The 222-nt window shown below is 40.5% G+C and carries 1 protein-coding gene; it reads right to left on the bottom strand.

Going from position 1 to position 222, the window contains the following annotated elements; genetic code table 11:
• Positions 1-222 (bottom strand): suppressor of fused domain protein (locus HMPREF2907_RS02610; protein WP_141754393.1); only part of this gene is annotated, 222 nt, incomplete at its 5' end.

Raw genomic sequence — 222 nt, 5'->3', positions numbered from 1 at the left:
TTACCAAACAAACGGTTTCCTATTCATATCCGAAAGGTTGTCAACTTCATTATCCAGCAAGAACTGCTCAAAAGCATTCCAACCCTTTTTTTCCACCAATTCCGCTTCCTGTTTATACAACGGGACAAGCAAAGGAAAAACGGTATTGTAGTGTTCGCCATAACAGACCTGAAAATCATCGTCGAAATAAAATGGGGCGGAAACATACAGTGCGTCCATTTT

The sequence above is a fragment of the Neisseria sp. HMSC055H02 genome, from assembly GCF_001813335.1.
Lineage (GTDB): Bacteria > Pseudomonadota > Gammaproteobacteria > Burkholderiales > Neisseriaceae > Neisseria > Neisseria sicca_C.
Note: the sequence above shows the minus strand (reverse complement) of the source record. Positions and strands in the feature narration are given on the sequence as shown.